This is a genomic window from Haloarcula sp. Atlit-120R (assembly GCF_003665885.1).
Classification (GTDB): Archaea; Halobacteriota; Halobacteria; order Halobacteriales; family Haloarculaceae; genus Haloarcula; species Haloarcula taiwanensis.
This window is the reverse complement of sequence record NZ_QPLN01000001.1, coordinates 1,099,916-1,125,096: the sequence shown is the minus strand read 5'-3', so window position 1 is coordinate 1,125,096 and position 25,181 is coordinate 1,099,916. Positions and strand designations below refer to the sequence as shown.

Below are 25,181 nucleotides of genomic sequence, written 5' to 3'. Positions count from 1 at the left end.
TAATTGGTAAGTGCTACCAAATAACTCGGGCGCGTAGACAGACGGAATGGTATGGAGTCGCGGGGTTGCGTCAATAGCCGTCGCAGTACTGTTGGTACTTGCTGGGTGCGGCGGGTTCGTGGCGAACGGGATTGACAGCGGCGCGACCCAGCCGACCGCAACCGAGACAGCGACGCCGGACTCCTCCTCGCCGGTCGCAGCGAACGGGACGCTAGAGGTCCATTTCATCAACGTTGGCCAGTCGGTGGCGACCTTGCTGGTCAGTCCCGACAACGAGACGATGCTCATCGATTCCGGGGATTTCACTGACGACGGTGAGTACGTCCTGCAGTATCTCGACCGACAGGACATCGACCGCGTCGACCACTTCGTCGTCTCACACAATGACGCCGACCACATCGGCGGCAACGCGGCCGTCATCAGGCACTACGAGACCGAGGAAAACGGCGTCGGCGCGGTGTACGACCCCGGTATCGCCGCGAGTACGCAGACCTACGAGCGATACCTCGACGCTGTCGACGCCCACAACGTGACGCTGTACGAGACCCGCGAGGGCGACCGGATTCGGTTCGCTGGCGTCGAGACGACCGTCCTCGGCCCGCCGGAGCCATACCTCGAAAACTCGGCACGAAACGAGAACAGCATCGTCCTCCGAATAGAGTACGGCGAGACGAGTTTCCTCTTTACCGGCGATGCGGAGGACGAGCAGGAGGCGTATCTCGTCGACACTTACGGAGCAACGCTCAGGGCCACCGTGCTAAAAGCCGGGCACCACGGCAGCGCGTCAAGCACGAGCGGGGCGCTGCTCGACGCCGCCGACCCCCGGACGGTCATCGTGTCGAGCGCCTACGACTCCCAGTACGGCCACCCCAGCAACGAGACGCTCGCGCGGCTCGCAGCGCGGTCGGTGCCGACGTACTGGACCGCCACCCACGGCGACACTGTGGTGACAAGCGGCGGGACCGCCGTGACCGTCAGCACGCAACGGGCCGCACCGACCGACCCGCTGTCGCTGCGTGCCGGCGACCCGATTGCCCCCGGCGCGACCGACCCCGTCTCGGAGCGTGCGACCTACCGCGCCGGCGTGTCGGTCCGGGCCGACACGCCGGTCGTGACTGACGGTGGAACGCCCGCCGAAAACACGAGCGGGGACCTGGTCGTCGACCGGATTCGCGCCGACGCCGCCGGCGACGACCGGGACAACCTCAACGACGAGTACGTCGTGTTCCGGAACGCGGGCGCGGCCCCGCTTTCGATTGGCGGCTGGACGGTCGCCGACGAGTCTGGCCGCACCTACGCCTTCCCCGAGGGGGTCACCCTCGGCCCCGACGAGACTGTTACCCTGCACACCGGCAGCGGCACCGACACGGCTACCGACCTTTACTGGGGGGCCGGGCGGCCGGTATGGAACAACGGCGGCGACACCGTGACCGTGACCGACGCCGACAACGAGACCGTACTCGAACGGAGTTACTAATGGTACCCGATGGAACCTACACCGCCGTCGTCGACCGAATCGAGGAGGGAATCGCGACGCTCGAACTGGAGGCCGAGGACGACCTGTACGCCCTCGACATCGAGGCGGCCGAACTGCCGGCCGAGGCGCGGACGGCCGACGCTGTCCTCGAAGTAACCGTCGCGGACGCGGCGCTCGCGGACGTGACCTACGAGGCCGACGAAACCGTCGACCGGGCGAGCGAGGCCCAGCGCCGGTTCGACCGGCTTTCGAAGCGGCCGCCGCGGGACGAGGAGTGAGACGCGCCGTAGGAGGTTGGTAACAATACGTTTAGCGTGTGTAGCTCGTCGTATGTGGAACAGTGACATAGAGACGGCCGACCCACCGCTCGGGAAGTGCCCGGCCTGTGACGTGACGATTCCGGCGGCGAACCTCGTCATCGCCTACGACACGGCCGGCGACTGGCCCCGGATGCTCGCCGAGTGCCCGGACTGTGCGGGCGCCGTGAACCCGGTGTGACACCCGATGACACCGATTGGGACGGTGAATACACGTAGCCGCGCCGACGCGTCCGCTTATATGTGTAGCAATCACCGATTAGGTGCGGTATACTGTTGTTTCGACCGATGATACCGAGGCCAGACAGGGTGAGCGACGGTGGGGTCGTCGAACAGCGATAACCCCTCGCTCCCCCGCCAGAGCGACACCGACAGCCTGGGGGCGACGGACGCCGGCCGATACCTCGATACGCTCGCGTTCGCGGCTCGGGGCGTCTGGACCGTGACGCTCGCCGGCGTCCGTCCGGTCGCGTTCTGGAGCGCGGTAGTGTTGCCGCTTTGCTATCTCCCGTCGCTCTACGGCGTCGGCACGGGCCAGAACACGGGGCTGTTCGTCGAACTCGTCGCCTGGCACGTCGCGGCTATCCTGCTCGGCCACGGACACACGCCCTTCTGGAGCCGATAGCCGACCCAGTCGGGCGTCGGCTCCCCGTTCCACCTGAAACGATGGGGGTATGGTGACGGTTCCCGTCCGCGGTCTCAACCGACGAAAACTTCTTCGTCGAGGCGCTCGGTCGCGGTTTCGGCCAGCGTCTTGAGGTTCACTGTGTCCTCCCGGTTGTACGACACCAGCGTTTCGAGTGCACCGTCACGGCCCTGCTCGTGTTCCCGCCAGAGACGGACCGCGTCCCGGCCCGAGATGTCCGGCCGGTCGCGCTCGATGCCGATGTCCTGCTCGACCTGTTTGAGCCCGCCCGAGAGCCCGATTTTCTTGCAGGTGTACATGAGGTCCAGGTGCGGCCGGTCGAGGTCGACGTCGAAGTTCGCTTCGAGGAAGGGCACGTCGAAGCGCTTGCCGTTGAACGTCACCAGCAGATCCGCGCCGTCGAACGCGGCCCGGAGGTTCTCGGTCGTCAGGTCGTTGCCGGCTATCAGCGTCTCGGTGTCGCCGTCTTGGTGGAGGCTCACCGTCGTCACCTGGTTGCGGTCCTGGTCGAGCCCGGTCGTCTCGATGTCGAAGAAACAGGCCCGCTCGCGGAAGGTCTCGTACAGCCGCCACCGCTCGCTGCTGGGAAACGCTCGGTCGAAGTAGGCCACGTCGGTCTCGGCGACCCGCTCGCGCCCCTCGTCGATGAACTGCTGGATGTGGTCGCCGCGCTGGCCGCCGACGACTGACGGTTCGAACTCGTCCCAGTGGGTGACGCCCTGCTCCCAGATGGACCGCTCGGTCTTCTCCCCGACGCCGTCGGTGCCGATGAAACTGTTCTCGACGCGCACGCTCTCGGGTACAGGTTGGGCTGTATGTAAGCCCGTCGGTGACGCCCCCGGGCCGGCGGTCGGTCGCGTCCGACCTACTTCCCACACATCGCGAGGATGCTGTCGTACGCGGACTGGCTCTCGAGCGGGAGCACGACCGTGCTGCCGCAGTTCGAACACGCTGTCCGCGACCGCTTGAACGTCCGCTCGCAGAACGGACAGACGAACCGTGACGCGCCGGCGGTGTCGGTTCCGGACATGGTCGTACGCGGCGTCCCGTCCCTGAACGTCTGTCCGCTACGTGCATACGACGGCCATGGTCACGTCACTATTTATATAGCGTTTCTCGGACAGCGAAGCCGAGTCCGGCCGGTACGTCACCGCTGAGGGTTCTGTCTCGCCGTCAGTTTGATTACACGCTCACGTCGACAGTTGGCGTATGGGTATCGGTGACAATTCAGGACAGGGGCCCGGCAGGCCGACCACTGCTCGTCCGCCTCGCTGGTAGACTGGGCGCGTCCAGCGACCGCTCGACCGGGACGCCGGCGGTCTGGGGCCGCTCGTGTGGTTTGCCGTCGCCGTCCCGTGGAACTGGTCGGACTGCAGGGGTATCGGCTCCTCACCGGGCAGGTGTTGACGTTCGTCCAGAACCCGCTGTGGCTGGTCAGACCGCTGGTGTTGCTCGGGGCCGCGCTCGCGACGGAGTCGCTGTACCGTCGCTACGACCGGGCGCTCGCCCGGAGCAACATCGAGGCGCGCGTCGACGACGCCTCGCGGTTCGACGGGCTGGTCCCGGACCGCCTCGTCTGGCTGCTCGTCGGCCTGGGGACCGGCTTCACGCTCGTCGTCGCCGTCGTCATCCTCACCGTCCCACAGCTCTACGCCGCCGGCGGCGCGACGCGGGCGTTTCGCTTCCTCGTCGTGACGCCCTTCGGCTACGTCCCGGTGCTGGCGTCGTTTCTCGTGACCTACGTCGCCGTCGAGGTGCTGTTGCCCCGCCGAATCGCCGCGGCGGACGTGACGCTCGATTACTTAGACCCCGAGCAACTGGGCGGGATGCGACCGGTCGGTGAACTGGTCAAAGTGGCCTACTACTACCTGATGGTCGGGCTCGTCGCCTACGCCGTCGCGACGTACGGGCCGCACATCCTCGGCGGGGCGCTCGGTTACAGCGCGCTGGACACGCCCGGCCTCGCGGTCAACGCCGCGTTCACGGCCGTCTGGGTCCTGTCGGTCGGCGTCATGGCCTACGGCATCTACGTCCTCCACCAGCACATGGCCCGACAGAAGCGCGAACTCCTCTACGACCTCGACAGGCGGGCCAGGGACCACGTCGACGCGCCGTGGGACATCCGGTCGTTCGACGCGCTCAACCCCCCGGCGGAGTACCGCCGGTACCGCAAGCAGGTCGAGTTCGTCACCGGGACCAAGGAGTACCCGGCAACGTTCACGATGTGGACCCAGCTCGTCGTCGGCGTCATGATACCGAAGGCGCTCCAACTTCTGCTGGCGGCCGTCTGAGCCGAGCGAAAGCCCGAAGCCGGGCGGGTCCCCACGGTAGCCCATGACGACGTTTCTGCTCGCCACCGGCTCCGTCCACGTCACCGCGGCCGCCGCCGACTACCTCCAGGACCGGCTCGACCCCGGAGCCGACGACGAAATCGTCGTGGTCGCCGTCCGCGACCCCGACGCGCCGTCCCGCGACGCCGGTGACGCCGTCAACGTCGCCCGCTCGCGGCTCGCGGCGTTCGCGCCAACGACAGAGACGCGAGAGGGCGAACCCGCCGCGGAGCTACTGGCGGCCGTCGACGAGCACGACCCGGACGAACTCGTCGTCGGCCCCCACCGCGGGACCGACGACAGCGACGGCGTCGGCTCGACGGCCGCGGAGCTGTTCGCCCGGGTCGACCGCCCCGTCGTCGTCGTTCCGCTCCCCTAGCGAGAGAACAGCCCGTCGTCCTCGAAGGTCAGGCCGAGGTCCGTATCGAGTAGATCCTCGGTCATCGCGGCGACGGCCGGCGCGACCTCGGTATCGGGGTCGGTCGCGAGCGGCCTGGGCGCGGCCGCTCCGATGTGACCCACCGTGTGTGCCGCGTCCTCGATTGGTTCGGCGTCGTCGCCGGCCACACGGGTCGCGACGACGGCCGTGGCCGGCGCGCCGATGTCCCGCAGCCGGCCCCGCTGTCTCGGGAGCAGGTCGCTGCCCCGCTGGCTCGCCGGCACAACGAGCGCCCGCCGCTGTGCGGTCGTGACGGCGGCGACGGCCGGGTTCGACGCGACCGGGGGCACGTCCAGCAGGACGTGGTCGAACCGACCGGTCAACTCCTCGATGGCCCGTTCGAGCGCCTGTGCGCTCTCGGCGGTCTTGGCGCGGGCGAGGCGCTCGAAGGGCGCGTGGGCCGGACAGAGCGCGACCCGCCCGTCGGCGTCGATATCCCACTCGAACAGCGCGTCCTCGACCGGCGCGTCGCCGACCGCCACCGCGGTCACGTCGGCGTCGAGTCGCCCGTCGACGTACGTGGCCAGCCCCTGCGTCCCGAAGGCCGCGTCGACGACGGCGACGGACCGCCCGCCCCGGGCCAGCGTCGCCGCCGCCTCGACTGTCAGTCTCGTCGTGCCAGCACCACCGGTACACCCAACGAACGCGAGCGTCGGAACCCCCATGCGTCGCTGTTCGACTATCTTTCGGTAAAAAGATACGGAATTTTAGTCTCGCTGGGCGACGATGTCGCTCTCGATGGCGTCCAGTTCGTCCTCGGAGAGGTCGGGCCGGTCGGTGACCAGCGCGTGGATGGGGCGGCCGCCATCATCCTCGAACCGCGGGACGATGTGGCCGTGGACGTGGGGGACCTCCTGACCGGCTTCCTCGCCGTTGTTGAACGCCACCGTACTGGCGGGGGCGTCGACGGCCGCCTCGACGGCGGGGACGAGTTCGTGCAGGGTCGACATGACCGCACCCGCTACGTCGGCGGGCGTGTCGTTCAGCCGCTCGTGGTGGGCCTTCGGGATGACGAGCGTGTGACCCGGCGAGAGGGGGTTTGCGTCCAGAAACGCCAGCACGGTGTCGTCCTCGTAGACGGTGCGTCCGGGGATGTCGCCGGCGACAATCTGACAGAAGATGCAGTCCTCGCTCATGGTCGTCCCTGCGTCCGGCGGTCACATGAAGGTTCTAGGTGTCGGCGACGCCGGCCACCGTCTCGGCGATGGCGTCGACGTACTCCGTGCGGTCGTAGCCCAGTCGCGAGAGCCACACCTCCTGATACGAGGGGTGGAGCAGCGGGACGACGGGGACGCCAAGCGCCTCGCTCCGCCGGGGGTCGAGCACGCTATCGAGGAACCCATCGAGGGACGTGTCGTCGAGGGACAGCACCGTCTCCGTGGCGTGTCTCCCGGTCGTCACGACCGCCGCCGGCTCCACTGCCTCGACCTCCCCGACGAGGTACGGCCGGCAGTTCGCCAGCTCCGCGTCGGTGGGGTCGCGGTTCTCCGGCGGGTGGCACTTCACCGCGTTCGTGAAGTAGCAGGCGTCGCGGCCGTAGCCGGCGTCGGCGAGCACCTGCCGGATTTTCCGGCCGGAACGGCGCGAGGTGTAGGCCAGCCCCGTCAGGTTGCCGCCGCGCCAGCGTTCGGCCTCCGGGTCGCCCTCGGCCGGGGCTTCGCCGACGACCACGAGAGCGGCGTCCAGGGGGCCGTTGCCCCACGAGATGCAGGTCCGGCTCGCGGCGAGTTCGGGACAGCGCTGGCAGTCCGCGGCGAGGGCGTGTCTGGCCTCGTCGTCGGGGAACGTGGGCACACGCGAGGGCACGGCCGTCGGCGGCAAAGCGGTGGCGGTCGCGCCACCACAAGACGTTTGCCGCTGGTGGCCGCCACAGCGCGTGTATGCCCTCCTACGAGTACAAGACGCTCGACGTCGACACCGGCATGTTCGGCGGCAGCAGCGTTCCCGTCGACGAACTGAACGACCTCGGTGCCGACGGCTGGGAAGTCGTCGCGCCGATAACGGAAAACAGCGGCCAGACCGCCGGGTTGCTCCTCCAGCGCGAGCGCTGACCGGCGCCGCGAGGCCGGCGGCCCCGCGGTCTGAACGGCACACACACAATCGATTGTCCTTTATTGCCGGCGGCGGATGGAACGGGTATGGAACGTTTCGCCGCTGTCGACGACCAGTACGACCCCGAGGACGTCGAGGAGGGGGTCTTCTCCTACTGGGACGACGTCGACGCCTACGAGCAGACGAAGGCCCACCGGGCCGACGGCGAGGACTACTTCTTCGTCGACGGGCCGCCGTACACCTCCGGCGCGGCCCACATGGGGACGACCTGGAACAAGACCCTGAAGGACTGTTACATCCGCTACCTGCGGATGCAGGGCTACGACGTCACCGACCGGCCGGGCTACGACATGCACGGCCTCCCCATCGAGACCAAGGTCGAGGAGCGCCTGGACTTCGAGAACAAGAAGGACATCGAAGCCTTCGGCGAGGAGAACTTCATCGCGGAGTGCAAGGAGTTCGCCGAGGAGCAACTGGAGGGCCTCCAGTCCGACTTCCAGGACTTCGGCGTCTGGATGGACTGGGACGACCCGTACAAAACAGTCAACCCCGAGTACATGGAGGCCGCGTGGTGGGGCTTCCAGCAGGCCCACGAGCGCGGCCTCGTCGAGCAGGGCCAGCGCTCCATCAATCAGTGCCCCCGCTGTGAGACCGGCATCGCCAACAACGAGGTCGAGTACCACGACGTGGGCAAGCCCTCCATCTACGTGAAGTTCGACCTCGCGGACCGCGAGGGCAGTCTGGTCATCTGGACGACGACCCCGTGGACCATCGTCGCCAACACCTTCGTCGCCGTCGACGGCGACCTCGACTACGTGGGCGTCGACGCCGAGAAAGACGGCGAGACGGAGCGCCTCTACGTCGCCGAGGCCTGCGTCGAGGACGTGCTGAAGGCCGGCCGCTACGACGACTACGAGGTCGTCGAGGAACTGGCCGGCGAGGAGATGATCGGCTGGGAGTACGACCACCCGCTGGCCGAGGAAGTGCCGGACCACGCCCAGGGCGAGGGCTCCGGGCAGGTGTACACCGCCGACTACGTCGAGGCCGACCGCACGGGACTGGTCCACTCCGCGCCCGGCCACGGTGAGGAGGACTTCGAGCGCGGGCAGGAACTCGGCCTCGAAATCTTCTGTCCGGTCGGCTCCGACGGCGTCTACACCGAGGACGCGGGCAAGTACGCCGGGACCTTCGTCCGCGACGCCAACGACGATGTCATCGCGGACCTCGACGACAACGGCGCCCTGCTCTCCAGCGAGGAGGGCCACACCGTCCGCGAGGGGCAGTGCTGGCGCTGTGACACCGACATCGTCCGCATCGTCACCGACCAGTGGTTCATCACGGTGACCGACATCAAAGAGGAACTGCTCGAAAACATCGAGGACAGCGAGTGGTACCCGCAGTGGGCGCGGGACAACCGCTTCCGTGACTTCGTCGAGGACGCCCCCGACTGGAACGTCTCGCGTCAGCGCTACTGGGGCATCCCCATCCCCATCTGGTTGCCTGAGGACTGGTCCGGTGACATGGACGACGCAATCGTCGTCGGCGACCGCGAGGAACTCGCCGAGCGCGTCGACCAAGACATCGACCCCGAAAGCGTGGACCTCCACAAGGGCACCGTCGACGACCTCACCATCACCGAGGACGGCACGACCTACACCCGCGTCGGCGACGTGTTCGACGTGTGGCTCGACTCCTCCGTGGCGACGTGGGGGACCGTCGACTACCCCGAGCGGACCGAGGACTTCGAGGAACTGTGGCCCGCCGACCTCATCATGGAGGCCCACGACCAGACCCGCGGGTGGTTCTGGTCCCAGCTGGGTATGAGTACCGCCGCGACGGGCGAAATCCCGTACAAGCAGGTGTTGATGCACGGCTACGCCAACATGCCCGACGGCCGCGGGATGTCCAAGTCGAAGGGCATCCTGGTCGACCCCCACGAGGTCATCGACAAGCACGGCCGCGACCCAATGCGGCTGTTCCTGCTGTCGGTGACCGCCCAGGGCGAGGACATGAACTTCTCGTGGGAGGAGACCGCCGAGATGCAGCGCCGGCTCAACATCCTCTGGAACGTCGCGCGCTTCCCGCTGCCGTACATGCGGGCCGACGACTTCGACCCCGAGGAAACCACTGTCGAGGCTGTCCGCGACGACCTCGAACTCGTCGACGAGTGGATCCTCTCCCGCCTGCAGAGCGTCGAGGCGGCGATGACCGAGTCGATGGACGACTTCGAGAACGACAAGGCGGTCGACGAACTGCTTGAGTTCGTCGTCGAAGACGTCTCCCGCTTTTACATCCAGGTCGTCCGAGAGCGGATGTGGGAGGAAGAGGACAGCGCATCCAAGCAGGCCGCCTACGCCACGCTCTATCGCGTGCTGGAGGAGGTCGCGGCCCTGTTCGCGCCGTTTACCCCGTTCGTCGCCGAGGAGATATACGAGGCGCTCACCGGGGAATCGGGCCACCCGACGGTCCACATGTGCGACTGGCCCGAGGCCGACGAGGACCTGCGCGACCCCGCCCTCGAACGCGAAATCGAGGTCGTCCGCGAGGTCGAGGAGGCGGGGTCGAACGCCCGCCAGCAGGCCGAGCGCAAACTCCGCTGGCCCGTCACGCGCGTCGTCGTCGACGCCGACAGCGACGACGTGGCCGACGCCGTTCGCGCGCAGGAGGCCATCATCGCCGACCGACTCAACGCCCGCGCCGTCGAAGTCGTCGGCGCTGACGACGAGTGGGGCGAACTCCAGTACTCCGCAGAGGCCGACATGAGCGAACTCGGCCCGGCCTTCGGCGACGACGCCGGCCGCGTGATGAACGCGCTCAACGAGGCCCGCGTCACCGAGCAGTCCCTCGATACCCTCGAAGGCACAGTCTCGGAAACGCTCGACGAGGACATCGACCTCACCGAGGCGATGGTCGAGTTCCGCCGCGAGACGCCCGACGGCGTCACCGGCACGGAGTTCGCCGCCCTCGACGGCGGCGGCGTGGTCTACGTCGACACCGCGCTCACCGAGGACATCGAGAGCGAGGGTTACGCCCGCGAGGTCATCCGCCGGGTTCAGGAGATGCGCAAAGACCTCGAACTGGACATCGAGGCGCGCATCGTCGTGGACCTCAGCATAGACGATGAGAGGGTCTCCGAACTGGTTTGGAGACATGAAGACTTCATCAAAAACGAGGTTCGTGCCGATGAGTTAGACGGCGTCGAAGATGGCCATCGCAAAACCTGGGAGGTTGAGGGTGTAGAGATGGAAATTGCGATTGCACCGGTGGCTGCTGCCGAAGTGTCTGATTAGAACAGCACGCGACCAGCGGGAGCGTGCTGCTTTTTCGCCCACGTTTTTCGAGGAGCGGTTCGCGAGTATCGCGAGCGAACCCGACGCTGAAAAAGGTGGCAGCCGAGATGCGCAAGGACCTCGAACTGGACATCGAGGAACGGATTATCGTTGACCTCGACATCGATGACGAGCGCGTGGCTTCGCTGGTCCGCGAGCACGACGCCCTCATCAAAGAGGAAGTCCGTGCTGACGAGCTAAACGGCGTTGAGGACGGCCACCGAAAGACCTGGGCGGTTGAGGGCGTAGAGATGGAGATCGCGATTGCTCCGGTCGCGGCTGCCGAAGCGTCGGACTAGTCCGGCACGCGAACAGTGAGCAGGCTTGACGCAGGCGCGCGGCGAGTAAGAACAGTCGCGAGCCATACTGGCTGCTGAAGCATCGGGGTAATGCACCCCTAAAACAGAGTGTGACTACAACTGGTCTGCGACGACCGGGGCGGCGCTGACCTCACTGACGGCGCGTTCGAGCGTGTCCGTCCCGTAGACGGCCTCGACGCCGGCGCTGTTGAGTTTCGTCAGGGCGTTGCTCGCCAGCATCGGGTGGACGCAGGTGACGAACACCCGTTGTGCGTCGCGGTCGCCGAGAACACTGACTGACTCGCTCATCGTCGACCCGGTGGCGATGATGTCGTCGACAAGCACCACGTCCCGGCCCTCGACTGGCGCGTCGCTCGGTCGGATTTCGATGTCGCCGGTGTCGTAGTCGCGGTCCTTCTCGAAGAAGTCGGTCTCGCCCTCGCCGTAGGCGTCCCGGACCGTTCTGGCGAGGCCGATCGCGCCCTCGTCGGGCGAGAGAAAGAGCGGGTCGTCGAGGGCGTCCGGCAGCGGGTCAGCGAGGACGCTCGCGGCGTCGACGTGGGCTGCCGGCACATCGAAGAAGTCACAGATGGCCGGCTCGTGGGGATTCACCGTCACCACGCGGTCGGTTCCGGTCGAGATTGCGCTCGCCATCGCCCGCGAGGAAACCGGCTCGCCGGGCTTGAACGCCTCGTCTTGCCGGGCGTAGCCCATGTAGGGGAGGACGGTGACGACCTCGCTGGCCCCGCTCTCGCGGGCCGCGTCCTGCAACTGGAGCACCTGTACGTGGGCGTCGCTGTCGACGGTCGAGGCGACGACGACGGCCCGCTCGCCTGAGACCGCCTCGGGCACGCGGACGACGTGCTCGCCGTCGGGGAACCGCTCGTACTCGACCCGTCCCAGCCGCTCGCCGGTCGCCTCGGCGAGAGTCGCCGCGAACGCCTGCGTGTCAGCTCCGGGGATAATCATGTGCGGTGGGTGGCTGCCCGGGCTAAACCCTGTTTCGGTTCTGTAAGCGGGTGTGGCGCGTCAGACAGGCACGCGGCCGATTAGTGCTGTCGGGGTCAGACCACGGCGACGCCGACGACGTCAGGGACGCCCAGCGAGCGCTGTCGCCAGCCGCCCTGACCGTCGGCCGTAGCCTCGGCTACGGTCGCCACGAGGAAGGTCCCGTTCTCGGTGATGGCGTAGGTGTCGTCGCCGTGAACCACGTCGACCACGCGCTCGTCGACGGGGAGGGCACACGGCTCCCAGCCCCCGTCGGTCAGTTCGTACAGCCCGTCCGCCGCGGCGGCGTGGACGCGCTCGCCGTCGGCGGCGACGGCCCGGTGGCTCCCAGACCGGACCTCGGTCCACGCGCCGCCGTCTCGGCGGTAGAGCCCGCTCTCGGTCGCGGCGTAGTCGCCGGCCACGTCGGTCGCGTCGGCCAGTCCCAGCCGGTCCAGCGACGGCAGGGCGTAGACGCCGTCGGCCGCGGCCAGCAGGTCGCCGTCGATGGCGCGGACGCCGTCGACGGCCCCGAGGTCGGTCCACTCGCCGTCGGCGTAGCGGGCGACGCGGCCGTCGCCGGCCGCGAGCAGGCCGGTCTCGTCGTAGCCGACGGCAGTGGCCGGCCCGAACCCGGTCGGGACGAAGCCGTCGTCGGTCGACACGAGCACGCCGTCGTCGGTGGCGACCGCGACCTCGCCGCTCGCGCCGGCCACGTCGCGAGCGGTACAGCGCTCGCTCAGGCTGAACCGGCCTATCTGGCCGCCGGCGGTCTCGACGCGGGTGACGCCCAGTCCCGACGCGACGTACGCGTGGGTCTCCGGGCGCTTCTCCCCGTACATCCGCTTCTCGGAGAGTGCGATGTCGTCGTCGCTCACCTCATATCGCCTCTTTGTATGCTTCGAGCGCATTCTCTATGTCTTCACCTGTGTGGGCATCACAGATGAACTGTGACTCGAACTGGTTCGCCGTGAGGAACACGCCCCGGTCTTTCATCGCGGGCCAGAACAGCCGCTCCCACCGCTCGGTCTCGGCCTGTGTCACCTCGCCCCCGGTCTTCGGGCAGTAGTCGAAGCGAGGGCAGGACTCCCGCTGTTGGCAGCCGGCCTCGCAGTGCCCCTCGAAGGTGTCCGGCCCGTCCCGGGTGAAGATGACCTTGAACATCGAGTCCCGGCCCACGACGGTGTACTCGGGGGCCTGGTCTTCGAGGATGTCCTGCAGGCCCGCCCGGAGGCGCTCGCCCAGCGCGTTGACGTGGTCGTATACATCGTGTTCAGCCGCATACCGAAGCGTCTCCAGCCCGGCGGCCATCGTCACGGGGTGGCCGGAGAACGTGCCCGACTGGAACACGTCGCCGGCAGGGGTGAACTGCTCGATGATCTCGCTTTTGCCGCCGATTGCCCCGACCGGGAAGCCGCCGCCGACGATCTTCCCGAACGTCGTGATGTCGGGGTCGATGCCGAACGCGCCCTGGGCACACTGGAGGCCGCCGACGCGGAAGCCGGTGATGACCTCGTCGAAGATCAGCAGCGAGCCGTGGGCGTCACACAGGTCCCGGAGGGTCTCGTGGTAGCCCTCGACCGGGTGGACGATACCGTAGTTCCCGAGGATGGGTTCGGTCAGCACCGCGGCGATGTCGTCGCCGTGTTCCTCGAACACCTCGCGGACGGCCGCCTCGTCGTTGAACGGCACGGTCAGCGTGTGCTCGGCGAAACTCTCGGGGATACCGGGGCTGGAGGGGGCGGTGTGGTCGCCCTCGCCCTCGACCAGCGTGGACTCCTGTGCGCCGTGGTAGCCGCTCTGCATCACGACGATTTTGTCGCGTCCGGTGTAGCCACGAGCCAGTCGGACCGCCGAGACCGTCGCCTCGGTCCCGCTGTTGACGAACCGCAGCATCTCGACGCTGGGGACGTGCCGGGTGACGAACTCGGCCAGTTCGACCTCGACCTCGGTGGGCGCGCCGTACATCGGCCCCTCGGCGGCGTGTTGCTGGATGGCCGACTGCACCTGGTCGGGCAGGCTGTGGCCCAGCAGGAGCGGGCCATAGCCCATGACGAAGTCGATGTAGCGGTTGCCGTCGGCGTCGACGACGTGTCCGCCGTCCCCTTTCTCGACGAAGAACGGATAGGGCCGCGTCGCTCGCACGGAGGAGTTGACGCCGCCCGACAGCACCGACAGGGCGCGGTCGTACAGCGCTCGTGACTGCTCGTGGTTCATACCTCGGCGTTTGGCCGCTGTCAGAAAGAAACTGTTGTTACCTGGCGGTGCTATCGATCTAGCGGACGGATGTCACATACTCACTGGTGAAATAAGTATTTCGTAAAGAGTCACTGTTATACAGTGTGTGTTCGTCTATTCAAATACGACAATGACATCCGAAACAACTGCAATATTATGGAAAAATGGACAAACAGGCGTCTGGATGGCGCGTGGGTGGCTGTGAGCGACTGGGTGCCAACGACGTGTATGCGGTGTGCGGTTGGCTGTGGACACATGCACCAGGGCGCTGACGAGGGCTACGGCATTGACGCCGCCCGCGGCGACGCCGCCCACCCGGTCAGTCAGGGACTCGCCTGTGCGCGCGGTCTCCGGGAGAGCAAGGCCCCTGACGGTGAGTGGCTCACACGGCCGATGGTCCGCAGCGGTGGGGAACTCCGCCAGACTCAGTGGGACGTGGCGCTGTCTCGCGCGGTTGAGGGACTTCAGGCCGCCTCCCAGCAGGACCCTGACTCAGTCGCCGTACTGGGCAGCGGCCAACAGACCAACGAGGCCGCCTACGCGCTGGGGAAGGTCGCCCGCGGCGGCTTCGGGACGCGCAACTACGACGCCAACACGACCCTGTGCATGGCAAGCGCCGTCACCGCCTACTACCAGGCCTTCGGCAGCGACGCGCCACCCTGTACGTACGCCGACATCAGTGACGCCGACCGCCACGTCATCTGGGGGGCGAACCCGGCGGTCGCCCACCCCGTGATGTTCCGCTGGATTCAACAGGCCGCCGGCGAGGACGGCGTCGAAATCATCGTCGTCGACCCCGTCCGTTCGGAGACCGCCGAGAACTCCGAACACCACGTCGCGCCCGCCCCCGGCAAGGACCTCGCGCTGGCCAGGGCTGTGCTCGCCCGCATCGTCGAGACGGGGCGGGTCGACCGCGCGTTCGTCGACGCGGCGACGGAGGGCTTCGAGGACCTGCTCGCGGCCCTGCCCGACGCCACGGATGCGGCCGCCGAGGCCGGCGTCGACATGGCAGACGTGGACCTGCTGGCCGACGTGATGGACCAGCGGACGCTCGTCTACTGGGGCATGGGCATCAACCAGCACGTCCAGGGGACCGAGACCGCCCGGGCGCTCATCGACCTGACGCTGGCGACGGGGAACCTCCGTCCCGGTGGCGGGCCGTTCTCGCTGACCGGCCAGGCCAACTCGATGGGGACCCGCATCTGCTCGTCGAAAGGGACCTGGCCCGGTCAGCGCGCTTTCGAGGACCCTGACCACCGCCGCCTCGTCGCCGACCACTGGGACGTGCCCGTCGACCGCCTGCCCGACGACACCGGCCCCGGTCCCGTCGGGATGCTCGAAGGCGAGCCAGAGGCCGTCTGGGCCGTCGCCACCAACCCCGTCGCCGGGATGCCCGAGGCCGAGAGCGTCCGCGAGACGCTCGAAGACGCCTTCCTCGTGGTGCAGGACGCCTTCCACACGGAGACGACCGAGGTCGCCGACGTGGTCCTGCCCGCCGCGACCTGGGGGGAAAGCGACGGGACGACGACGAACATGGAGCGGACCATCTCCCGCGTCCGGCCGGCGACCGACGTGCCAAGCGGCGTCCGGCAGGATATCGACATCATCGCCACCATCGGCTCGCGGCTGTTCCCCGGCCTGTTCGAGAGCACGTCGCCGGACCCGTCGGCCGTCTTCAACGAGTTCACCGCCCTCACCGAGGGGACGGTCGCCGACTGCTCGGGCATCACCTACGAGCGTCTCGACGAGAACCACGCCGTCCGCTGGCCCGCGCCCGACGGGGAGAGTTCGGGCGGCTACCGCTACTACGACCGCGACGCGGACGACAGCGAGTTGTGGTCGTTCCCGACCCCCTCCGGGCTGGCGCAGTTCTCGACGGGCCGCCAGGGGTCGCTCCCGGAACCGACCGACGAGGACTACCCGCTGACCCTGACCACCGCCCGCGAGGCCGACGGGTACAACACCGGCGTCCGGTCCCGCGGGGGTGAGGCCGGGTCGCTGGTGGCCCGCATCCACCCGGAGACAGTCGAGGAACACAGCGGTCTCGTCGACGACGGGACACTGACCGTCGAAACGCGCCGCGGGTCCGCGACAGTCGCCATCGACCGGGACGAGGGCGTCCCCCGCGGCATGGTGTGGCTCCCGATCCACCACCCGGCGACGAACCGGCTGACGCTCTCGGACCGGGACCCCCAGTCTGACGAACCGAATTTCAAACAGTGTGCCGCCCGCCTCGCTGCCCCTGAAGCTGAACTGCCCCCGGCCACGGCCGATTGAACCGATAGCAGGCGCACTTCCGATATCTCGACGACACGCGCTTTTCCAGCGATGTTCGAATTAATCAAAATATGTCCAATTATTCCCCTGTGTGCTGGGCGTTCAATGTCCTTAAACAGGGGATATCCGATGATATATTTGCGGTCTATCCATTCTAAGGGATGAGAATAGCCGTTCTGTAAAGGGTTACTGTTATTAAATGGTGGGACTTTCGAACTTCATGTACTGATGTGGGCACACATCCAAAATAAACTCGGATTGGTGGACAAAAAATCGGCAATAACTCCAAATAGCGCGCAGTCCGTAATCGGGGTGTCAGTATGGGACTGATCAAGATGACGAAGTACCGGACGCTGTTGCTGGCGACCATCGGATTCAACTTCTCATTTCTCATCTGGTTCTCTTTTGCGCCGTTTACCGGTCCGATGGCCGAAGAGTTCGGGCTCACGACCGCGGAAATCGGTATCCTCGCCAGTTCGGCTATCTGGATGGCACCGTTCGGACGGATGCTCACCGGGTGGCTCTCCGATAAGTTCGGCGCGCCAGCCATCTTCGCCATCGTGTTGGCCTACGTCGGCGTGTTCTCGATAGGGAGCGCCTTCGCACAGGACTACTCCGTGTTCTTCGTGCTCCGGCTCATCGTGGCGACGGCCGGCATCACGTTCGTCATCGGCATCCAGCACGTCGCCGAGTGGTTCGAAGAGGAGAACCTCGGCCTGGCGGAGGGCATCTACGCCGGCGTCGGGAACGCCGGTGCCGCCGGCGGGGCGCTCATCCTCCCTCGCGTGTTCGGGACCGACTGGAGCGGGCCGCTGTTCTCGACCAACTGGCGGGCCGCGTTCTTCTACACCGGCATTGTCTCCATCCTCCTCGCAATCGCCTACTACACGCTGGGCGAGGCTGCGAAAAGCGAGGCGAAGCGTCAGGCGACCAAGGAAAACACCAACTTCAAAGGCTGGCTCCACACGGCCACGCGCTACGGCACCGTCGTCCTCGCCGCCGCGTACATCATGTCCTTCGGCCTCGAACTGTCGATGAACGGGTGGCTCGCCACCTACTACCGCGAGGCATTCAACCAGGACAACCTCGTCATCGCCAGTACCTTCGCGGCGACGTTCTCGATTGCCGCGGGCCTGCTCCGACCCTTCGGCGGCTACGGCAGCGACCTGCTGGCCCGCAAGGAGAAGAACATCCTGCCCTTCTTCGAGGGACAGTACCGCGAGCAGTGGACGTTCCTCGGGCTCTGTTTCATCGTGGTGATGATGTTCGCAATGACGCTGGCCGGCCTCTCCGGGGTCCTGATGAACGCCGTCGTCGTCGGCTTCCTCGTGGGCACGGGCTGTGCCTGGGCTGAAGGCGCCATCTTCGCGCAGGTACCGGCGATGTTCCCCAACGACTCTGGCTCAGTTGCGGGCGTCGTCGGCGGCGTCGGCACCGTCGGCGGCATTGTCTACCCGCTGTTTTACTCCGCGCCGTGGCTATCGAACCTCCACATCGGGTACTCTGTGACTGCTCTCACCATGCTCCCCATCGTCGCGCTGTCGGCGTGGGTGTTCCGGCCGGAGATCGCGAAAATCGCTAACACGGCCGGGTTTGTCCGGAGCACGCAAGAAGGCACTACTGTCGCCTCCGGCGACGACTGACGCCTCGCCTGCTGTCCCTGCTGCATTCTTTCATTTTTTCATGTTAACTAGTGTCACGCCTACTGCGTTGCGTCCCGCAGTCCGTCGGTTCGGCACGCGCGACCGACACCCCAGTTCTACGGGTCCAGCCGACTCGGACGAACTATTTTCCGCGAGCGTCTCCGAAGGACAACTCCGGTACCGGACCGGACAACCGCCTGCAGTCCCTCGGTTTTCCCGTTCCAGCGGTGTGGTGTATAACCTCTTTAAACACCTCCTAGACGGTATAATTCTGGACGGCTGTTTTCGAAGCCCACTTTACTCTTTATTTCTTTAACGATTAGGGTTATAAGCAATCAAGCTGAGTAATTAGACGTAGATTAGCGGACATTCAGATATATATGGGCGATAAAAAACCACATACAGCAAGAACGGCGGGGCGAGAAGATGGCGCATAAAAAAGAGGAGTACAAAGCGGAGCTGTACGGCGACGAGGTACGGGAGAAGCTGGAGGAGTTCGCCGAGCAGGGCTGGGAGTCCATTCCCGAGGACGAACGCGAGAAGTGGTTCTCGCGGTTCAAGTTCTGGGGCGTGTTCCACCACCGCGGCGGCCAGGAGTCGTATTTCATGATGCGGCTGACCAACTGCGGCGGCGTCCTGGAACCGGACCAGCTCCGGGCTATCGGCGAAGTCGCCCGCGACTACGCGAAGGGACCGGCCGAGAACCCCGAGTTCGGCAACGGCTGGATAGATTTCACGACGCGACAGTCCATCCAACTACACTGGCTCAAGCTCGAAGACGTCCCCGAGATATGGGAGAAACTCGAAGCCGTCGGCGTCTCCTCGCGCTCGGCCGGCGGGGACACGATGCGGAACATCTCCGGCTGTCCGGTCGCCGGCAAGGCCGAGGAGTTCGTCGAGTCCCGCCCGATTCTCGACGAGATTCAGGAGACCATCCGCGACGACAACGACCTGGCCAACATGCCCCGGAAGTTCAACATCTCGGTGACGGGGTGCAAACAGGGGTGTGCCCAGGACAGCATCAACGACATCGGGCTGGAGCCGGCCCACAAATTCATCGACGGCGAGGAAGTCGAGGGGTTCAACGTCCGCGTCGGCGGCGGCCTTGGCGGCCGCGAGCCCCGCGAGGCCCGCCCGCTTGACCTGTTCATCCGGCCCGAACACGCCGTCGAGACCGTCCGGGCGTTCGTCGAGTACTACCACGAGGAAGGCAACCGTCAGAACCGCTCGAAGAACCGCGCGCGCTTCTTCGTCGACGAGCACGGCACCGACGCCATCCGCGAGGCGCTCGACGAACAGCTAGACTTCGAGTTCGAGACCGCCGGAACCGACTTCCGCGGGGAGTACACGTACAACGCCGGCAAACCCACCGAATACGGTGCCCACGACCACGTCGGCGTCTACGACCAGAAAGACGGCAAGAACTACGTCGGGCTCTCGGTGCCCGTTGGTCGGCTCTCCGCCGAGGACGCCATCGAACTGGCGGACCTCGCCGACGCCTACGGCTCCGGCGAGGTGCGGCTGACCCGCCGCCAGAACCCGCTCGTCATGGACGTGCCCGACGACAAGCTCTCGAACCTGCTCAACGAGCCGCTGCTGGACAAGCACACCCCCGAGCCGAACCCCTTTGTTCAGGGCGCGATGGCCTGTACCGGCACGGAGTTCTGCTCACTCGCGCTCACCGAGACGAAAGCGCGGATGGCGCGCCTGCTCCGCTGGCTCGGCGACAACGTCGACGTGCCCGACGACGTGGACCGCATCAAGATGCACTTCTCGGGCTGTACGGCCGACTGCGGGCAGGCGATGACTGCGGACATCGGCTTACAGGGGATGCGCGCCCGCAAGGACGGCCAGATGGTTGAAGCCGTCGACGTTGGCGTCGGCGGCGGCATCGGTTCGGAGCCGGCGTTCATCGAGTGGGTTCGCCAGCGCGTCCCCGCAGACGAAGTCCCAGGGATGATTGCCAACATCGTCGAGGCCTACGCCGCGTTGCGCTCAGAGGGCCAGACCTTCCGCGAGTGGGTCGACGCCACCGGCCACGAGACAATCGTTGAACTGGCCGAACCCCACGAGGTCGAGGGGTACGAAGACCCCTGCCTGGCCGACGGCAAGCAGTCGTGGTACCCCTTCGACGACGGCGACAGCCCCGCCCCGACCGACGCCGAGGGCCAGCCGATTTCGGCGGACGACTGACCATGGCTGAGACAGACTGTCCGACCGACAACGCCGACGACGATCAGCCAGAATCCGCGGTTGCGGGGTTGGCATACGACGCGGCACCGGAGCTACTGGAGTGACGCAGCCTCCGGCTCCGAACAGCCGGATGTGCTGACGTGACCTGCCCGTTGCAGGGCGCGTCCGTCTGCCTCTGACAGTTGGGGACTGCTTGCGTCCAGTTCCCGCTCGCTTCTCCGCTTGCCGTATTTTCCGGTGTACAGTAACGTCACGCTCCGGCTCTAGTCCCCGTAGTCGCCGAGTTCGCACTCGGCGGCCGGGCCGCCGTCACAGTCGTATCCGACCGCTTTCGTGACGCTGAGCAGATCATAGAACCGACCGAGGGACTGCTCAGACTCGGGCAGCCCCTCGACCACCGGGACGCCACGCTGGGCCTGATGGTCACAGCGCCGCATCGTCTGGCTTCCCAGCCCGACCGAGTATTCGTGGCCTTCCAGTTCTCGGATAACCGCTGGCGGATAGAACGTGCCGGCCCGCTCGACGGCCGCGGCGAACTGGAGCGTCTGTGCGTAGGCCAGATGGGCCACGCCCGAGGGCCGCTGTCCGTTCCCGTACTCCGCGGTGAAGGCGTTTTTGAACGCATTGGAGAGGTCAGACGAGACGCTGGTGTCCCACGCGACCGTCCCGACGACACCATCGAGCGCCGCCGAGGCGTTCTGTGCCACGATACGGTTGTACAGCGGCACCACAATCCCCACCTCGTCAGGGAGTATTTCCTGAGCTGTTGTCAGCGAGTTCGCGGCGTCGAGTCCGTAGTGGTCGAGGAAAACGACCTCCGCGCCCGCGTCCCGGGCCCGTTTGAGTGGTTCCTCGTAGTCTGTCGTCCCGAGACGTGTCGGGATGCTCGTGAGTTCGACCCAGCCACTCGACGTGAAGAAATCGCGAATCGACGACTCCATCGTTTGCCCCCAGTTGTAGTCCGCGTAGATCTGGACGTACTCGGCGTCTCGGCCGAACCGTTCCTTGAGCGCCGGAATCAGCGCCTGTGCGGTCATGTACGCGTTGAACATCTCTCGGAAGCTGTAGCGGACACAGGCGCTCCCCGTCGTGTCGTTCGAGTGCGTCAGACAGCACATATACGGGACTTTCCGGGCCTGTGCGACCTTCTGCTGAGCGATGGCGACGGAACTGGACGAGCCGCCGGAGAACATGATAACATCGTCCTGCTTGATCATCTCCTCGGCGTTAGCCGTCGCGACATCCGGTTTCGTCTCCGTGTCTGCAGTGACGTACTCGACGGTCTTTCCGAGCACGCCGTCGCCGCTGAGTACGTCAAAGGAGCGTTGCCCGACCCAGCCGCCGCCCTCGTTGAGATGGGCGACAGCGAGTTCGTACCCCCGGAGCTCGTCGCGTCCTTCGGCGGCGTAGGTCCCGGACTGCGGGACGTTGAAGCCGAACGTCACCGTGTCGCCGTCGACCGGATAGTTCCCGAGCGGTGGGTGTTCTGGTGTGCTTTCGGCTCTCGAACCCCCGCCCTGGCATCCCGCCAACCCGGCGAGGCCCGCGGTACCGACCCCACCGGCAAGCTGTAGTAGCGACCGCCTATCAACCGCTGCGCCCCCACTTTCCAATCGCATACCAGCTGTTTTGATGATAAATATATATAATACTTATTTCAGTAGAAAAGGGTAACCAATTGGCACAGGCTGACTGGTCTCAGGAAGTAACAGATGGTCACGCATCGCTATAGCGGTTACAGCAACACTGGAGACGATACGAAATGGGGAAGCAGAGATAGCGTGTCGCTCTCAGTCGAGAATGTCGCTGGCTTCGGTGTCGACCGCCACGTCGGTGTCGAGGTCGATATCCTGAATCAGCGCGACGAGGTCCTCCAGTTCCGGGAACGTGTACACAGTCATCCCGAGGTCACCGTCGTCGACGGTGATACGCGAGTCGACGACGAACACTAGGTCGGAGTCCGGCCAGCCGCCCATTTTGTCGATGATGCCGTCAGCCGGTCCGAACACGAAGTTCGGCGTCCCCATGTCGATGGTCGTCTCCAGCACGTTGGCCCACCCGTCGATGAACGCGGAGGTCATGATGTTGCCGATCTCCTGCATCGCTGATCGTTCCATGTCGGAGAACCCCTCCCCCTCGCTTGGCTCACCCATTCCACCCATCATCGCGCTGGCCATCCGCTTGCTGTCGGCCGGGTCGAGCAGGAACAGGACGTATCCGTAGGGCGGTTCGTTCAGTTCGACGTAGATGCCGACGCCCTTGTCGTCGCCGATGTGTGTTTTGACGTCCTCGATGTCGAGAAAATTGATCTGTGAGGTCCGAACTGTCGCGTCGAGGCCGGTCAACTGGCCGAGGTTATCCGCGACTGTCCCGGACCCCTCCTTTGCCATCTGATTGAAAAGGTCCAGCTTCCGCACGTCGACTTTCAAGCCCATATCTTCTGGAGCGGCGCAAGCGGCTTAACGCCACCGCTGGGAGCCACGCTCACCAGCGGATAGGGGCTGACAGCCATCTGCTGCCGGTCCCACAGGGTACCGGGCAAGAAATGCAGCCACTACGGACACATTCCCGTTGCACCTCGTAGCGTGCCGTCCCGTACTGAACTAGCAGCGAAAACAGGACCGCCGGCGCCTCAGACGTCAGTTCCGTCGACCGGGAACTGCTCGTGTTCACACACCGTGTTCAGTACGACTGATGTCGAGGCGGAGCGGATGTCCTCGTCGGTGAGCAGCGTCTTTATTCGCTCGTTCATCGACTGCGTGTCGGTGAACTTCCCGACGGCCACGATGTCGTGGTCGCCGGTCACTTCGTAAACCGCCACCATCTCGCGTCGATCACGTAACCGGTCTACCACCCGTTCGAGCCCGTCGCCCTCGACGGAGAGCTGGAACACGGCAGTCACGTCGTAGCCCAGCGCCCCGTAATCGATGTCGACGGTGTATTCGTCGATCACACCGGTCGACTCCAGGTCGTCCATCCGGCGGGATACCGTGGTCGCCGCGATGCCGGTCGCAGCGGCGACATCACGGGCGCTCGCACGGCCGTCCTGGAGCAGTGCGTTTACTACCTGTCTGTCGGTATCATCGACCATCTCGTCCGCTCAGACTGCCTCTGGGCCTTCTTTGCCGGTTCGGACCTGATAGGCGTTGTCCACGGGGAGGACGAATATCTTGCCGTCACCTTTCTCGCCAGTGTGGGCACCGTCGGCGATAGCGTCGACGACATCCCCTGCGGGGATGTCTGCGACCACCGTCTCGACTTTGACCTTCTGGTGCAGGTCGACCACGTACTCCTCACCGCGCCACTGCCCCTTCTTCGCGGGCTGTGAGCCGCGGCCGGAGACGTTCGTCACTGTCAGCGAGGGCGCGCCGACCTCGGCGAGTGCTTTCTTCACGTCGCCGAGTTTGTCCGGTCGAACCATTGCGACTACCATCTTGATTTCGGAGTCGTCGGTTTCGTCAGTCATCTTTGGAACCTCCGTCAGTACGCACACTCGGATTCACTTTACCACCATCGGCGACAACGCTTTCGCCGCCACCGAACTCGGGGTAGGTCTCGACGCCGTGTTCGCTGACGTCCAGCCCTTCCTGCTCGTGTTCGGGCGTAACTCGAGCCTGGCCGGCTGCCTTGAGGCCGTACCAGATGAGGCCGGTGGTCACAATCGTCCAGCCGGCGATAACGGCGACACCAACCACCTGCACGGCGAGGGCGCTGCCGATAGAGCCAACGGTGCCGGAGGTTGCGACAAGTGGGTACATGATCGTGCCCAGCACACCGGCACTGCCGTGGACCGGGAACACAGCGCACACGTCGTCAATCTTCATGCGGTTTTCTATGAAGCTGAACACAATCGGAAGCTGACCGCCAGCGAGGACGCCGACGATGAGTGCGCCCCACCAGGTCGTGGTGTCGGGGATGGCCGTGATACCGACCAGCCCGGCGAGCAGCCCGTTTGCGACGTACAGCGTGTCGACTTTGCCGGTCTTCAGCCACGCGACCAGTGCGGCACCGATTGCGCCCATCGCCATCGCCACGGTCGTCGTCATCGCAACGCGACCGACCGTTGCGAAGGCACCGAGCGCGAGTGCGCCGTCTTCAACGACAAAAACACTCGCTGCGGTCCCGACGTTGAACCCGTACCAGCCGAAAGCAAGGATAAGCGTCCCCAGCACGGCGAAGGTCATCGAGTGACCCGGAATAACGTTCGCAGAGCCGTCCTCGTTGTACCGGCCCATGCGCGGACCCAGCACGTAGGCGGCCGTGAGACCGGCGATACCGCCCATACCGTGGACAATCATCCCACCGGCGAAGTCCTTGAACACGACACCGCCGAGGCTGATGTGGGACCCGGCCCACGTGAGCCCGGTCACGACGGGGTAGATGACTGCGGCCAGCAGGAACGTGTACGTGATGTACGCACGGAGCTTGGCTCGGCCAGCCACCGCCCCGGAGACGATGGTTGCCGCCGTCATCGCGAAGACGGCACCGAACAGCCACCCGACGTAGTCGTTTGCGGCCTCAGCACCGAACGCCGGCGCGAAGGATCCGGACCCGACGAGCGACGAGATGCCGGACCCAATGAGGAAGAACACGACAACTCCGACCGACCAGGTCAGGAGGTTCTTCGTTAGCTGGTTCGCGACGTTCTTCGAACGCACCTGGCCCGCCTCGAGCATGGCGAAGCCTGCGTGCATGAAGAAGATCAGGAACGATACTGTAAGGACCCACAGGAGGTTGACACCTTCTGCGAGTACGTTCGGGTCAACTTGTAGTGCGGTGTAGCTCATTTCTAGTTCACCTGTTTCGTTTTGTTATCTACTGCCGGCTGCATGTCCAACTTTCTCCCATTCTGGCTCAACTTCTTCAACTCTTTCACGAGAATGGCTCTGGTAACAACACTACATAAGGTTTGCCTTTATGAAAACGGAAATTAGAGGGGATATGGTAGACGACC

24 protein-coding genes and 1 pseudogene are annotated in these 25,181 nt (G+C 65.7%); 12 read left to right on the top strand and 13 right to left on the bottom strand.

All coding sequences use genetic code 11. From position 1 onward, the window contains the following. Positions 1–46: 46 nt before the first annotated feature. From DVK01_RS05860 to DVK01_RS05850, 4 genes are all read left to right on the top strand, one after another. Entirely contained in the window at positions 47–1,477 is a 1,431-nt protein-coding gene (locus DVK01_RS05860; RefSeq protein WP_121535873.1) for a lamin tail domain-containing protein, read from the top strand. Then, positions 1,477–1,755, top strand: a complete 279-nt coding sequence (locus DVK01_RS05855) for a DUF3006 domain-containing protein (RefSeq protein WP_121535870.1) — start codon at positions 1,477–1,479, stop codon at positions 1,753–1,755. Before DVK01_RS05860 ends, DVK01_RS05855 begins: the two co-directional genes overlap by 1 nt. A 52-nt stretch (positions 1,756–1,807) precedes the next feature. Beyond that, positions 1,808–1,975 carry a hypothetical protein gene (locus tag DVK01_RS22115; RefSeq protein WP_198560200.1) on the top strand — a complete coding sequence of 56 codons (168 nt, stop codon included), beginning with the start codon at positions 1,808–1,810 and terminating at the stop codon, positions 1,973–1,975. A gap of 138 nt (positions 1,976–2,113) precedes the next feature. Beyond that, the gene (locus DVK01_RS05850) at positions 2,114–2,419 is read left to right on the top strand and encodes a hypothetical protein (protein WP_121535867.1); all 306 of its coding nucleotides are present in this window, start codon (positions 2,114–2,116) and stop codon (positions 2,417–2,419) included. Between the two features lie 74 nt (positions 2,420–2,493). Here DVK01_RS05850 and DVK01_RS05845 read toward each other — a convergent pair whose 3' ends face one another. Both DVK01_RS05845 and DVK01_RS21810 read right to left on the bottom strand, forming a co-directional pair. Further along, complete coding sequence (locus tag DVK01_RS05845; RefSeq protein ID WP_121535864.1) at positions 2,494–3,231, bottom strand: ribonuclease H-like domain-containing protein; 738 nt, start codon at positions 3,229–3,231, stop codon at positions 2,494–2,496. Between the two features lie 74 nt (positions 3,232–3,305). Continuing rightward, positions 3,306–3,470 (bottom strand): hypothetical protein, encoded by a 165-nt coding sequence (locus DVK01_RS21810; protein ID WP_158598759.1) that lies wholly within the window; start codon positions 3,468–3,470, stop codon positions 3,306–3,308. A 325-nt stretch (positions 3,471–3,795) separates the two neighbouring features. Here DVK01_RS21810 and DVK01_RS05835 point away from each other — a divergent pair, with 325 nt between their 5' ends. Next, positions 3,796–4,731, top strand: coding sequence for a hypothetical protein (locus DVK01_RS05835; RefSeq protein WP_121535858.1), 936 nt, complete (start codon positions 3,796–3,798; stop codon positions 4,729–4,731). A gap of 43 nt (positions 4,732–4,774) precedes the next feature. Further along, the gene (locus DVK01_RS05830) at positions 4,775–5,149 is read left to right on the top strand and encodes a universal stress protein (RefSeq protein ID WP_101351334.1); all 375 of its coding nucleotides are present in this window, start codon (positions 4,775–4,777) and stop codon (positions 5,147–5,149) included. On the opposite strand, the gene DVK01_RS05825 is transcribed toward DVK01_RS05830, so the two are convergent. The 3 genes from DVK01_RS05825 to DVK01_RS05815 are packed head-to-tail and all read right to left on the bottom strand — an operon-like array spanning position 5,146 to position 7,003. Further along, positions 5,146–5,874, bottom strand: a complete 729-nt coding sequence (locus DVK01_RS05825) for an AAA family ATPase (protein WP_101351333.1) — start codon at positions 5,872–5,874, stop codon at positions 5,146–5,148. The genes DVK01_RS05830 and DVK01_RS05825 overlap by 4 nt on opposite strands. 42 nt (positions 5,875–5,916) lie before the next feature. Then, complete coding sequence (locus DVK01_RS05820; RefSeq protein ID WP_101351332.1) at positions 5,917–6,345, bottom strand: HIT family protein; 429 nt, start codon at positions 6,343–6,345, stop codon at positions 5,917–5,919. Between the two features lie 34 nt (positions 6,346–6,379). Beyond that, positions 6,380–7,003, bottom strand: coding sequence for a uracil-DNA glycosylase family protein (locus DVK01_RS05815; protein WP_121535855.1), 624 nt, complete (start codon positions 7,001–7,003; stop codon positions 6,380–6,382). Between the two features lie 86 nt (positions 7,004–7,089). Between DVK01_RS05815 and DVK01_RS05810 the strand changes: the two genes are divergently transcribed. The 3 genes and pseudogenes from DVK01_RS05810 to DVK01_RS05800 form a co-directional block, all read left to right on the top strand. Further along, a complete protein-coding gene (locus DVK01_RS05810; protein ID WP_004590398.1) occupies positions 7,090–7,260 on the top strand; it encodes a DUF4177 domain-containing protein in 171 nt (56 codons plus the stop codon). A gap of 87 nt (positions 7,261–7,347) precedes the next feature. Further along, a complete protein-coding gene (ileS, locus tag DVK01_RS05805) occupies positions 7,348–10,551 on the top strand; it encodes an isoleucine--tRNA ligase (RefSeq protein WP_121535852.1) in 3,204 nt (1,067 codons plus the stop codon). Positions 10,552–10,655: 104 nt separating this feature from the next. Then, positions 10,656–10,889: pseudogene (locus DVK01_RS05800) on the top strand (DUF5915 domain-containing protein); the annotation flags it as partial. 114 nt (positions 10,890–11,003) lie between these two features. Here the strand turns inward: DVK01_RS05800 and DVK01_RS05795 are convergent. The 3 genes from DVK01_RS05795 to DVK01_RS05785 all read right to left on the bottom strand — a co-directional run bounded on the left by DVK01_RS05795 (position 11,004) and on the right by DVK01_RS05785 (position 14,093). Further along, complete coding sequence (locus DVK01_RS05795) at positions 11,004–11,858, bottom strand: ribose-phosphate diphosphokinase (RefSeq protein ID WP_121535849.1); 855 nt, start codon at positions 11,856–11,858, stop codon at positions 11,004–11,006. A gap of 95 nt (positions 11,859–11,953) precedes the next feature. After that, positions 11,954–12,754: a hypothetical protein gene (locus tag DVK01_RS05790; RefSeq protein WP_101351328.1), complete on the bottom strand. Its 801-nt coding sequence runs from the start codon at positions 12,752–12,754 to the stop codon at positions 11,954–11,956. A gap of 1 nt (position 12,755) precedes the next feature. Continuing rightward, positions 12,756–14,093 (bottom strand): glutamate-1-semialdehyde 2,1-aminomutase, encoded by a 1,338-nt coding sequence (locus DVK01_RS05785; RefSeq protein ID WP_101351327.1) that lies wholly within the window; start codon positions 14,091–14,093, stop codon positions 12,756–12,758. 177 nt (positions 14,094–14,270) lie between these two features. Between DVK01_RS05785 and nasA the strand changes: the two genes are divergently transcribed. The 3 genes from nasA (at position 14,271) to DVK01_RS05770 (ending at position 20,227) form a co-directional block, all read left to right on the top strand. Beyond that, complete coding sequence (nasA, locus tag DVK01_RS05780; RefSeq protein WP_121535846.1) at positions 14,271–16,391, top strand: assimilatory nitrate reductase NasA; 2,121 nt, start codon at positions 14,271–14,273, stop codon at positions 16,389–16,391. A 320-nt stretch (positions 16,392–16,711) separates the two neighbouring features. Continuing rightward, positions 16,712–18,034, top strand: a complete 1,323-nt coding sequence (locus DVK01_RS05775) for an MFS transporter (protein WP_101351325.1) — start codon at positions 16,712–16,714, stop codon at positions 18,032–18,034. 426 nt (positions 18,035–18,460) lie between these two features. Beyond that, positions 18,461–20,227, top strand: a complete 1,767-nt coding sequence (locus DVK01_RS05770; RefSeq protein WP_121535843.1) for a nitrite/sulfite reductase — start codon at positions 18,461–18,463, stop codon at positions 20,225–20,227. Between the two features lie 263 nt (positions 20,228–20,490). Here the strand turns inward: DVK01_RS05770 and DVK01_RS05765 are convergent, their stop codons facing one another. The 5 genes from DVK01_RS05765 to DVK01_RS05745 all read right to left on the bottom strand — a co-directional run bounded on the left by DVK01_RS05765 (position 20,491) and on the right by DVK01_RS05745 (position 25,014). Continuing rightward, positions 20,491–21,846, bottom strand: a complete 1,356-nt coding sequence (locus DVK01_RS05765; RefSeq protein WP_101351323.1) for a substrate-binding protein — start codon at positions 21,844–21,846, stop codon at positions 20,491–20,493. 171 nt (positions 21,847–22,017) lie between these two features. Then, on the bottom strand, positions 22,018–22,662 hold the full coding sequence (locus DVK01_RS05760; protein ID WP_101351322.1) for a chemotaxis protein CheC: 645 nt from the start codon (positions 22,660–22,662) through the stop codon (positions 22,018–22,020). A 197-nt stretch (positions 22,663–22,859) separates the two neighbouring features. Next, the gene (gene lrp / locus DVK01_RS05755; protein ID WP_101351321.1) at positions 22,860–23,318 is read right to left on the bottom strand and encodes an HTH-type transcriptional regulator Lrp; all 459 of its coding nucleotides are present in this window, start codon (positions 23,316–23,318) and stop codon (positions 22,860–22,862) included. A gap of 9 nt (positions 23,319–23,327) precedes the next feature. After that, complete coding sequence (locus DVK01_RS05750; protein ID WP_121511918.1) at positions 23,328–23,693, bottom strand: P-II family nitrogen regulator; 366 nt, start codon at positions 23,691–23,693, stop codon at positions 23,328–23,330. Next, positions 23,686–25,014: an ammonium transporter gene (locus tag DVK01_RS05745; RefSeq protein ID WP_101351320.1), complete on the bottom strand. Its 1,329-nt coding sequence runs from the start codon at positions 25,012–25,014 to the stop codon at positions 23,686–23,688. Before DVK01_RS05745 ends, DVK01_RS05750 begins: the two co-directional genes overlap by 8 nt. Between the last annotated feature and the right edge of the window lie 167 nt (positions 25,015–25,181).